Source organism: Lactobacillus sp. wkB8 (assembly GCF_000761135.1).
GTDB lineage: Bacteria > Bacillota > Bacilli > Lactobacillales > Lactobacillaceae > Lactobacillus > Lactobacillus helsingborgensis.
In genome coordinates this window covers 627,605-638,865 of the sequence record NZ_CP009531.1, presented here as the reverse complement: position 1 = coordinate 638,865, position 11,261 = coordinate 627,605, and the positions used below count along the sequence as shown (strand labels likewise).

Genomic DNA, 11,261 nt, shown 5'->3' with positions numbered 1-11,261 from the left:
CAAGATAATTTTACCATGATTAGCGCTAAATTAAAAATAAACAAAACAAAGACCTCACACTAAATGCGGGGCCCTTGCTTGAATTATATTATTTTTATTTTGTTTCAATCAAACCGTAACGACCATCATTTCTGCGATAAACCACACTGGTGCCGTTAGTTTCACCATCTTGGAAAACAAAGAAATCATGCTCAAGCATGTTCATTTGTAAAATAGCTTCTTCTGGGCTCATAGGTTTTAAACCTATTTGCTTATTACGTACAATTGTAAATTCGTTATTCTCTTTATCTTTTGAACTTTCTTCAGCGCTCTCAACGAAGAAATCATTAAAACCTTTTTCACGACTCTTACGATTTACACGGGTCTTGTACTTTCTGATTTGTCTTTCTAATTTTTCAGAAACAAAGTCAATGCTCCGGTACATATCGTCAGTTGTTTCTTCAGCTCTCAATACTAAGTATGGTAGTGGTATGGTGACCTCAACTTTAGCCTTATGATCACGATAAACCTTCAAATTTACATGGGCAATCATATCCTGATTTAAATCGAAATATTTTTCCAATTTCTTAAGGCGCTTTTCAACATAACTTCTTAAAGCATCAGTTACCTCAATATTTTCACCACGAACATTATACTTTAACATTTGAGATTCTCCTTTCAACTGCTTATGCAGTCTTATGTTACCTTTATTATAGCAAAATTATAACAAAACATGAAAGCGCTGAACAATTTTATTCTATCTGCATAAGGTAAAACTACTAATTTTTGCATTGGGCAGAACTTTTTTCAAAGCGTCACGCGCGTGGTAAAGTGTTCTGCCTGTAGTATAGATATCATCTAATAAAAGAACCCGGTAACTTTCCCTATCAACTTTAAAGTTTTCCTTAACAAAAAAGGTTTGTTTACTTGCTAATCTTTCAAGACGATTTTTTTCTCCTTGAGCTCCAAATCCGGATATCTTACTCAGGATATGCGTCAGCGGAACCAGATTATCGTAAATAGCACTGATGGTATCAAATTGTCTTTTAGCAATATGTTCAGAAGAAGTAGGAATAGGAATATAAAGGTCAGCTTTTATTTTATTCAGTTGATTTGAACAGAGAGTTTGCAAAACATAAGACAAATAATAGTCACCATATCGTTTATAATTCACCATTAGGTCATGAAAAGCCGCGTTATATAAATATAAAGACTGATTGCTTAACAAATCATTCCCATAAAGCTGGCGCCAGTTTATGCAATCTAGACACAATTCATTATTTTCTGCTTTGCCATAACAAATAGGGCAATGCTGAGCAGGCACTGGATCGAACTTTGACAGGCAGTTCGGACAAATGCCGCCCTCCTGACATTTGCTAATAGAAAACAGGCTGGTAAATGATAATTTTGCAGTATAATATCGCCCGCATAATAAGCACTTGGTCATTGATTCATCCCGCGAATTTGCTTCACGGCAGAGCGAATACAAGAGGTGTATTTTTGATAACAAAACAGGACTAGACCCTCGGGATCATTTTTAGCGCGTCCTACTCTACCGGCAATTTGTACTAAACTTGAAGAAGTATAAATTTTATCATCTGCCTGCACAACAATGACCCACACATGATTGAAAGTTACCCCGCGTTCTAAAATTGTAGTAGTAACTAATAATTGTATTTGCCCACTTCTAAATTGGTCGACTTTGGCAATTCTTTCAGTGTCATTTGCATGTACACCGGCAATTTTAATTTCAGCAAGCTCCGGTATTTTTTTGAGTGCGGCGATATAAGGCCCAATCTGATTAATTCTCGGAACAAAAAGGAGTAATGGGTGTCCTGCTTGAATGACTTTAATAATCTCAGCTGTCAGGCGGGAGTTAATTTTTTGGTCACGCAAAAAAGGATGTAAAAACAACTTTTCCTTAGGTACGGGTAAGGGATGACCATGAAAGCGTCTTTTTAATTTTAAAAGGTGGATCTTTCCTGCTTTAACAGAAGATAATAAATCACCAGTAGGCGTAGCAGTGAGAAATACCCTTTTACCAGTAGGTTTAACGGCATTTTGGGCCGCAAAATGAAGCATAGAGTTGTTAACGTAAGGAAAAGAATCTGACTCATCAATTATTAATAAATCAAAGGCATGAAAGTATTTTAGTAATTGGTGTGTTGTACAAAGCGTTAATTGGTCTGCTTCAGGCTCTTGATATTCCCGCCCGTGATACTTACCAATTTTTATCTCACCAAAAGCAGCTTTAAAACGAGGATAGAGTTCACTAACAACGTCAATGCGGGGAGTGGCAATACAGCACCTTTCACCTTTTTTTAAACTATAAGCTACCAGTGGAAATAACATTTCTGTCTTACCGGCACCAGTTACAGCATGAACAAGTGAATCTCTTTTAGCAACATAATTGCAAATTAAATTGCGTGCTATTCTTGTCTGTGAATTAGTCAGCTGTCCTTTCCAAGTCAACCCCCCATTTTCTTTTGCAGGAAATTTAATTGCCTGTTCATTGCGTATTAAGAAATCATCTGCAACTATTCTTCCTAAACCAATACAAGCCCTGCAATACTTTTTGCCATTGGGTAATTTAGCATAAACCCTTGCCCCGCAACGTAAGCAGTGACCGTGTTTGATTGCCCTAGTTTTAGTTAAGCCTTCCTTTATGCTACAATCCATTTGACTGCTAAGCCATTGACGACCAGCAAGGTGAGAGATATTTTCCATTTCTGTCCTCCAATTATTAAATACGCAAAAAAGGAGAAAAATCTTTTGAAAGATCAGCAAAATTACTTAACTATCAAACAAAACGGCACACATGAAATAATCATCAAGAAAAGTCGCTTTATTGCCACTCTAATTCGAACGCAAACGGTTGAAGAAGCAGATCAGGCAATTGCTACTATTTCGCAAAAATACCATGACGCCACTCATAATACCTTTGCTTATACAATCGGGCTAAATGATGACCAAGTCAAAGCCAGTGACAACGGTGAACCTTCAGGAACAGCTGGCGTACCGGAATTAAAAGCATTGCAATTAATGAAACTTAAAAATGTTACTGTTGTTGTTACCCGGTATTTTGGCGGAATTAAATTGGGAGCCGGAGGGTTAATTCGCGCTTATTCCAACAGTGTGACAAAAGCTGCGGAAGCCATAGGCGTGGTTAAACGTGTTCAGCAACAAGGCCTTAAATTTCAGGTGGATTATAAAAATTTTGATGAGATCCAGTACTATTTAAATCAAAATCAAATTTTTATTGATCAAATAGAATATGGCGTCAAGGTAGCCATTACGCTCTTTATTGATGAAAATAAATTAGAGCAGCTTAAAAATGACTTAAACAATCTGCTAGCTGGCAAAGTAAATTTTGAATTGGTGCCCAAAAGGTATAACGAAATTGACATTGCTAATTTCAATTATCACGACCAATAAAAAAAGACCCACAAGTATTTGTGAATCCGTTTAAACTTAATCTTTCTTTTTCTTTTTTAACTGTTCAGGCTTATCTTGCCCAAGGTGCCAAACTTCCACAGTAGGGTCTTTCTTACTCCGGGAATTGATTAATTTTTGCGTCAAATTCATCAGCGGTTTATATTTTTCCCCCAGCAGTCCAATTGACTCCACAAAAAATTCTAGAGCAACAGCCAGACCAGCAATTAGGACCCACATCCCCCACATTGGTGACAGCAAGAATAAGAGGGAAATAAATGAAAAAATAAGTGACAACGCGTAAATGGTTAAAACAGTTTGCCTGTGTGTCAAACCCATTTTCATTAATTGATGGTGTAAATGGTGCTTATCTGCTTGAGAGACGGGCCGATTATTTAATTTGCGGCGTATCATGGCGTAAATAGTATCTGTGATCGGCACGCCTAAAATAGTGACAGGTACTAATAACGAGATAAAGGTGACATTTTTTAAACCTTTAAGCGAAAAAACCGCAATCATAAACCCAATATATAGTGCACCAGTGTCACCTAAAAATATTTTTGCTGGATGAAAGTTATATGGTAAAAACCCAAGTAAACAGGCTGCCAGCATAAAACAACCGATTGGAATATAGAGCTGCCCCGTATGCAAAAAGAAATAGCCGACAATTCCCATTGTTATCAGTGAAATCATTGAAACGCCGTCTGCCAAGCCATCAAGACCGTCAATGAGGTCAACTGCATTAGTTAAGGCCAATATCCAAAAAATAGTAATTGGTAAACTCCACCAACCTAAATTTATTTGTTTATTTAAAAATGGCAGATTGAGAACATTCATTTTGATGCCGGCAAGAAAATAAATGACTAAGGCGCCAATAAAGATGCCCAGCATTTTTTGTCTTGGCTTCAATTCCATAATATCGTCGATTATACCAGTTAGAACGATTACGCTAGAACCTAGAAGGATACTGAACGCCTCGTGTGTGGGAAATTGATCACGTAAGAGAATAAAAGCACCAATATTAAAAGTCACAAAAATACCCAATCCGCCTAAAGTCGGCATTGGTTTTTTGTTTACCCTTCTTTTGTTGGGAATGTCAACTGCACCTAATACAAAAGCTAATCTTCTAATAAAAGGCGTAATCGCTGCTTGGATAATCACCAAAAAGAATAATTCAACAATAATTTTAAACATGGTCGGCTACTTTCATTTATAGTTGTCTTAATTATACAGGGTGGAATAAAAATGCACAAATTACAACTAAAAAGGATTGAATTCTTTAGTTCAATCCTTTTTCTTTATTTTGCAATTGATACAGCACGTTTTTCACGAATAACTGTTATTTTAATATTACCTGGGTAATCAAGTTCTTTTTCAATCTGATTACGAATATCACGTGCTAAAACTGTAATGCGATCGTCTGAAATCTTATCGGGTTCAACCATCACCCGTACTTCTCGCCCAGCTTGAATAGCGTATGCCTGTTTAACTCCATCATACCTATTTGCTATTTGCTCAAGGTCAGTCAGTCTTCTAATGTAATTCTCCAAACTTTCACTTCTGGCACCAGGTCTTGCAGAAGAAATCGTATCTGCTGCCACTACCAATTCAGCAATAAATGATAACTTAGGCACATCCCCGTGATGCGCCGCAATTGCATTAACAACCACATCCGGCTCATGATATTTTCTTGTCAATTCCACACCTATTTCTACGTGTGAACCTTCAATATCATGGTCGACTGCTTTTCCAATATCGTGTAATAATCCCGCGCGAACCGCTAATTTTTCATTTAATCCAAGCTCCGCAGCCATTGTTCCAGCTAACTTTGCAACTTCAATTGAGTGTCCCAATACATTTTGACCATAAGATGTCCGGTATTTGAGCCTACCCAATATTTTAACCAACTCAGGATTCATTTTATGAATCCCTAACTCCATTAGAGCGCTTTCGCCCGCTTCGTAAATGTCATCATTAACTTCTTTACGAGCCTTATCAACTGTCTCTTCAATTCTAGCCGGATGAATTCGTCCGTCTTTAATCAGGCGTTCCATTGCCCTTTTAGCAATTTCACGCCTAATCGCATCAAAACCGCTTAGAGTTACAACTTTAGGAGTATCATCAATTATTAAATCTACTCCTGTGAGTGCTTCAAATGATCTAATATTGCGTCCTTCACGACCAATAATTCGACCCTTCATTTCTTCATTAGGTAAATCTACCACTGATACTGTGGTTTCAGCCACTGTATCAGCCGAGCTGCTTTGAATAGCATCAATAATTATTTTACGAGCATAATGATCAGCCTTTGCTTTTACTTCTTCATTGCTGTTGCTAATCATTTCAGCCCGCTCTTTAACTAGCTCATCTGCTAATTGATTTAGAACCAGCTTTTTAGCCTGTTCCTTGTCTAAATGGGCTACTTCATAAAGCTTTTGCGTAGTCTGTTCAACTAATTCATCAGCTTTTTGTAATTTAGTGGTTAATTCAGTTTGCTTTTTTTCTAGCTGTTCGTCTTTTTTAGCTAAATCGTCCTCTTTTTCTTTTAGCAAAGAGTTCTTATGATCGAGAGTATCCTCTCTTTGTGTTAAACGATTTTGATCACGCGCAATCGTATCACGCTTATCGTTTAATTCATCTTCAACTTTTTGTCGGTAATCCTGAATTTGCTCTTGCGCTTCAAGAATCTTTTCTTTCTTTGTGTTTTGTGCACTTTGTTTTATAGCATCAGCCGCTTGCTTCTGTGCATTGACTTCAGCTTTTGCAGCATCAACTCGTGCTTTAGCTTCGCTTAAAATATGATCGGCATCGTTTTGGGCGTTCCGAGCTTTTTTCTCCCAAGCACTTTTACGGATAACATAACCAATAACTATGCCTAATATAATTGAAATAATAGCAATCGCGACGGGAATCAAAAATTTACTTGTCATGATTTCTATCGCCTTTTTTATTTTTTTAGATTATTCACACAATATTAATGATAAAGAACCACGGGGATTATGTCAAACGACAAGAAAAAACCTTAACTTGTTTTCACAAGTCAAGGTCTATTTCTTCAAAACTAATTGCTTTTGCTGTTGGCTTCTTTTTTAGCAGAAGCTTCCTTTTCTGTATTTGCAGCGTTTTTAGCTTTCTTCTCTTTTATTTTTTCTGGGTCTTCGCGCTCAGCAACTGATTCCTCGTCAATACCGTAGGCCTGACGAACCTGTTTCTGCACTTCATCATAAACTTCCGGATTATCTTCCAGATACTTTTTAGCGTTTTCGCGCCCTTGTCCAATTCGTTCATCGTTATATGAATACCATGAACCAGCCTTTGCGATAATGTCTTTGTCGGCTGCCATATCAAGAAGTTCACCACTTTGAGAGATACCTTTGCCGTACATCATATCAACTTCAGCAACTTTAAAAGGTGGAGCAACCTTATTTTTGACAACTTTAATTTTCACACGGTTACCGGTGATTTCTCCACCAGTTTGCTTAATCTTTTCGGCTCTTCTAATCTCCAAGCGAATAGTTGCATAGAACTTAAGCGCACGACCACCAGGGGTAGTTTCAGGATTACCAAACATAATGCCGACTTTTTCACGAATTTGGTTAATAAAGATTGCAATAGTTTTAGTCTTATTGATATTACCAGAAAGTTTACGGAGGGCTTGGCTCATCAAACGAGCTTGCAGACCAACATGGCTATCGCCCATTTCTCCGTCAATTTCGGCTTGAGGTACAAGTGCTGCAACCGAATCAACAACTAAAATATCAATTGCGCCACTTGTAATTAAAGTATCAGCAATTTGCAATCCTTCTTCACCAGTATTGGGTTGAGATAAGATTAGTGAGTCAACATCAACGCCTAAAGCTTCGGCATATGCCGGATCCATGGCATTTTCAGCATCAATATAGGCAGCAGTTCCGCCTCTTTTTTGCACTTCAGCTACTGCATGTAGCGCAACAGTAGTTTTACCAGAAGACTCTGGTCCATATATTTCTACAATTCTACCCCGGGGATAGCCGCCAACACCCAAGGCTGCATCAAGAGCAAGCGAGCCTGAGGGAATAGTCGAAATCTTAGTATCGGCCTTATCGCCCATTCGCATAACGGCGCCTTTACCAAAATTTTTCTCAATTTTCTTAAGCGCATTTTCCAATGCGGCCTGTTTTTCATCTTTGGCCAAGACTTTGTCCTCCTCTAATTAGTTTCATTATTTTAGTACCTAATAATTATACTTTGCTTTAGTGTATATTTGCAAGGAAAAAGCGAACAAATGTTTAATATTTTTATTCACAATAATAATTACGCAAAATTTTCGGCCTTTTTTTAATTTATTTTCTTTAACCCTTTTGGTTGTAACAGTTTTTGGAGAAAATTCAAAATAATGTCAGCTAAAATCGCCATCAAGGCTGTAGGGAGAGCACCAGCTAATATAATTGCACTACCATTAGTGGCATTAGTACCACGAATAATAATGTCACCTAATCCGCCAGCACCGACAAATGAGCCAATTGATGTAATACCAATAGCAATTACCAGCGCATTTTTTAAACCGGCTATTATCACAGACATCGATAAAGGCAAGCGCACCATATAAAGTAACTGAAACTTAGTCATGCCCATTCCTTTTCCTGAATCAATGACGTTTTTGTTGACGTTACTCATGCCAGTATAAGTGTTTTTAATTATGGGCAAAAGTGAATAAAGCGTTACAGTGACAATAACAGTCATAACGCCTAACCCTAAACCAATCATGACAATAGATAAGAGAGCAAGGGAAGGAATGGTTTGGATAAAGTTGGCAATTCCAACCACAAAATCACCTAAATGACCATTACGAGAGATAAAAATTCCCACAGGAATACCGATCACCGCCGCAAATAAGACACCGTAAATTGAAATTAAAAAAGTGCGATTAAATTGTGTTAATACGTAACTGCCATTATGGGCGTAATAATAAATAAATTGTTGCCATAAAGATAAATGAGACATTATTTCTCCCCCCTAAAGTAATTATGCTTTACCAAGAACTGGTGAGCTACAGTAGCTGGTTCAAGCAGTTTATCATCTACTTGGTAATTCATTTTACGAATATCATGCACACTTACATTTCCAACCAAGCGTTTCAGTATTGGTTTTAATTCAGGGTGCTGCCTTAATATATAATTATTAATTAACATGCCACAATTATATGGGGGAAAGAAATGTTTATCATCTTTTAACAAGTGCAGGTGATAACTGTCGATGCGGCCATCGGTAGAATAACCCAAGATGACATCCATTTTGCCGCTCTTTAAAGCAGAATATACCAAGCCAATATTCATAGGATGAGCTTTAGTAAAAGTAATGCCATAGGCCGTTTGAAATGCAGGATAACCCACACCGGGAGCATTGATCCACTCAGAAGCTATACCAACAGAAAACTTATCTTTGACCTTTTTTAAATCAGAAATTTTGTAAAGGTGATATTTCTTTTGGTCTTTGGCTCTCACCATAAAAGCATAATTATTTGCAAAGCCATAGGTGTGTAAATAAGTTTGATCCCATCTTTTCTTTACTTCCCGTCTGACAGTGTTATTTGCTTTTTGAGAATCTTTAATTGCCGGTAACAATAGATTGGCAGTTAGTTCGCCACCATCGTAAGCGGCAGCTTGTATATCAGCATCATGACGATATAAAGCTTGATGCTGCATTGGTGCAGAACCCAAATTATTAACTATTGAGGTTTTATATGATGTTTCGTGTTCAATAAGTTGTGCAATGATATTGGCCATAACTTGAGATTCAGTAGTAGTAAGTGCCGTTATTCTGATATTTTCTTGACTGCCTTCACTATCAGAAAGACCGGGTAATCCACATGCACTCGTGGTTATCATTATTAAAAAGGCAGTAATCATCACTAATATTTTTTGCAAATATCTTTTCATGATTAGCACCTCCCTATATTCCCTTTGGCGTTAGTTTACGTTCAAGTTTACCTAATAGATAATCTGTTAACAGGGCTAAAATAATTACAGGAATAGTACCCCCAAAAATTAGGTCAGTTTGATATAGACTAAGTCCGTTAAAAATAAAGTCGCCCAAACCACCTGCTCCAATATATGAAGCAAGAGTAGCCCATGCAATAACATAAATAGCAGAGAGTCTGATTCCCGCCATAATGACAGGCATTGCTAAAGGAATATCAACTTTTAAAATTAATTGCATATTAGTCATACCTAAACCCCGGGCAGAATCTATCGTATCTTGATTTACCCCGGTGAGACCAACATAAGTATTACGTAAAATAGGCATTAGACTATACAAAAAAAGTGCTATTATTGCTGGCAAGCGCCCTACACCAAAGAAAGGAATCATCATTGCCAGAAGTGCTAGAGCAGGAATGGTTTGTAACATACTAGCAATAGCAATTACTATTTTAGCTACTCGCGGAAATTTCATTAAAATAATACTTAAGGGAATAGCAACAATTATTCCCAAAGCTAAAGAAATGGCAGAAATGTATATTTGCTGCCACGTTTTGACTAATAGTTCCGAACCATGTTGTACAAAAAAGGCAGACATATTATTTCGCCTCTTTTTCTGATTGCTGTTTTAATGGGCTTTTATCTCCCCATATCTTTTCATAAACTACGTTAACTAAACTTGAGCGGGTCACAATACCAACTAATTTTTTATCTGAATTAATGACAGGTATATAACTCTTATTCCGGCTCATAATGCGACTGAAGTTATCACGCAAATATTCTTCAGGTCCTACTGTACTTAGTTTGGTTATTAAAATATCACTAACACTATTTGTTGGCGAATAGTTACGTTGAAGATCATCAATTGAAATATAGCCCTTTAAATGATCATCATGATCTACTACCAAAAGAGTGTCCACACGATTTTCTTTCATCATCGTCAAAGCATCAGCCAGTGAAGCACCCAAATCAATTTTTGTCGGATTAGTTAACATCACGTTTTTGACTTTAACAGTTTCGTATTTTGCTTCTGATAAACGTTCTTTACCAATTAAGCTTTTGACATATTCATTTGCTGGATGATGCAATATTTGATCCGGTGTTCCTACTTGTACCAGCTCTCCATCATGTAATACAACTACCTTAGTTGCTAACTTTAAAGCCTCATCCATATCATGAGTTACAAAAACAATTGTTTTGCCTAATTGCATTTGCAGGCTTTGCACCAAATTTTGCAAACTTTCCCGCGTTATAGGATCCAAAGCTCCAAAAGGCTCATCCATTAAGATTAAATTTTGATTAGCTGCTAGTGCACGAACTACACCAATTCTTTGTTGCTGCCCGCCAGAAAGTTCAGTTGGATAACGATCCAAATATGATTCTGGTAATTCAGCCATTTTAATTAATTTTTTAGCCTCGTCATTCAATTTTTCTTTAGGCCACTTCAACAATTTAGGAACTAGAACGATATTTTCTTTGATCGTCATATGTGGCATTAGGCCATTATTTTGAATCACATAACCAATGTGACGTCTTAAATTGACGGGATTAAAACTTTTGACATTTTTTCCGTTAACAAGTACTTCACCTTTAGTTACACTGTTCATGCGATTAATCATTCGCATCAAAGTAGTCTTTCCTGAACCAGAGGTGCCAATCAGGCAGCAAAAATCACCCTGATCAATTTCAAAACTAATATGATTAACAGCTGGATTCTTCATCTTAGGATATATTTTGGACACATCCTTAAATTCAACCACTGGTATTTTTTCTACCATAAAATTTCCCCCTTCTTCAATATTCTTTTAATTTAATCCTAACAATTAATTTACGCTTAAGCAATCACCTTTCATCTTAACAGCAGAGTATGATCCTGAATTCATGCAAAAAAAC

11 protein-coding genes are annotated in these 11,261 nt (G+C 37.0%); 1 reads left to right on the top strand and 10 read right to left on the bottom strand.

Translation table 11 applies throughout. The features are described from left to right. Window positions 1–94 precede the first annotated feature (94 nt). The 3 genes from hpf to LACWKB8_RS03180 form a co-directional block, all read right to left on the bottom strand. Window positions 95–643, bottom strand: coding sequence for a ribosome hibernation-promoting factor, HPF/YfiA family (gene hpf / locus LACWKB8_RS03190; RefSeq protein ID WP_038521893.1), 549 nt, complete (start codon window positions 641–643; stop codon window positions 95–97). 93 nt (window positions 644–736) lie between these two features. Further along, window positions 737–1,426 carry a ComF family protein gene (locus LACWKB8_RS03185; RefSeq protein ID WP_038521891.1) on the bottom strand — a complete coding sequence of 230 codons (690 nt, stop codon included), beginning with the start codon at window positions 1,424–1,426 and terminating at the stop codon, window positions 737–739. Then, window positions 1,423–2,706 carry a helicase-related protein gene (locus LACWKB8_RS03180; protein WP_038521888.1) on the bottom strand — a complete coding sequence of 428 codons (1,284 nt, stop codon included), beginning with the start codon at window positions 2,704–2,706 and terminating at the stop codon, window positions 1,423–1,425. The genes LACWKB8_RS03185 and LACWKB8_RS03180 overlap by 4 nt, the downstream gene beginning before the upstream one ends. A 45-nt stretch (window positions 2,707–2,751) precedes the next feature. Here LACWKB8_RS03180 and LACWKB8_RS03175 point away from each other — a divergent pair, with 45 nt between their 5' ends. Continuing rightward, window positions 2,752–3,414, top strand: a complete 663-nt coding sequence (locus LACWKB8_RS03175; RefSeq protein WP_038521886.1) for a YigZ family protein — start codon at window positions 2,752–2,754, stop codon at window positions 3,412–3,414. Between the two features lie 36 nt (window positions 3,415–3,450). On the opposite strand, the gene LACWKB8_RS03170 is transcribed toward LACWKB8_RS03175, so the two are convergent. From LACWKB8_RS03170 to LACWKB8_RS03140, 7 genes are all read right to left on the bottom strand, one after another. Further along, complete coding sequence (locus LACWKB8_RS03170) at window positions 3,451–4,605, bottom strand: glycosyltransferase family 4 protein (protein ID WP_038521883.1); 1,155 nt, start codon at window positions 4,603–4,605, stop codon at window positions 3,451–3,453. A gap of 104 nt (window positions 4,606–4,709) precedes the next feature. Further along, the gene (gene rny / locus LACWKB8_RS03165; RefSeq protein ID WP_038521880.1) at window positions 4,710–6,341 is read right to left on the bottom strand and encodes a ribonuclease Y; all 1,632 of its coding nucleotides are present in this window, start codon (window positions 6,339–6,341) and stop codon (window positions 4,710–4,712) included. 131 nt (window positions 6,342–6,472) lie between these two features. Beyond that, window positions 6,473–7,585 (bottom strand): recombinase RecA, encoded by a 1,113-nt coding sequence (recA, locus tag LACWKB8_RS03160; protein WP_038521878.1) that lies wholly within the window; start codon window positions 7,583–7,585, stop codon window positions 6,473–6,475. A 143-nt stretch (window positions 7,586–7,728) separates the two neighbouring features. After that, window positions 7,729–8,394, bottom strand: coding sequence for an ABC transporter permease (locus LACWKB8_RS03155; RefSeq protein WP_038521875.1), 666 nt, complete (start codon window positions 8,392–8,394; stop codon window positions 7,729–7,731). Then, a complete protein-coding gene (locus LACWKB8_RS03150) occupies window positions 8,394–9,329 on the bottom strand; it encodes an osmoprotectant ABC transporter substrate-binding protein (protein WP_038521872.1) in 936 nt (311 codons plus the stop codon). The genes LACWKB8_RS03155 and LACWKB8_RS03150 overlap by 1 nt, the downstream gene beginning before the upstream one ends. Before the next feature lie 13 nt (window positions 9,330–9,342). Then, complete coding sequence (locus tag LACWKB8_RS03145) at window positions 9,343–9,966, bottom strand: ABC transporter permease (protein WP_038521870.1); 624 nt, start codon at window positions 9,964–9,966, stop codon at window positions 9,343–9,345. 1 nt (window position 9,967) lies between these two features. Further along, on the bottom strand, window positions 9,968–11,146 hold the full coding sequence (locus LACWKB8_RS03140) for an ABC transporter ATP-binding protein (RefSeq protein ID WP_038521867.1): 1,179 nt from the start codon (window positions 11,144–11,146) through the stop codon (window positions 9,968–9,970). Between the last annotated feature and the right edge of the window lie 115 nt (window positions 11,147–11,261).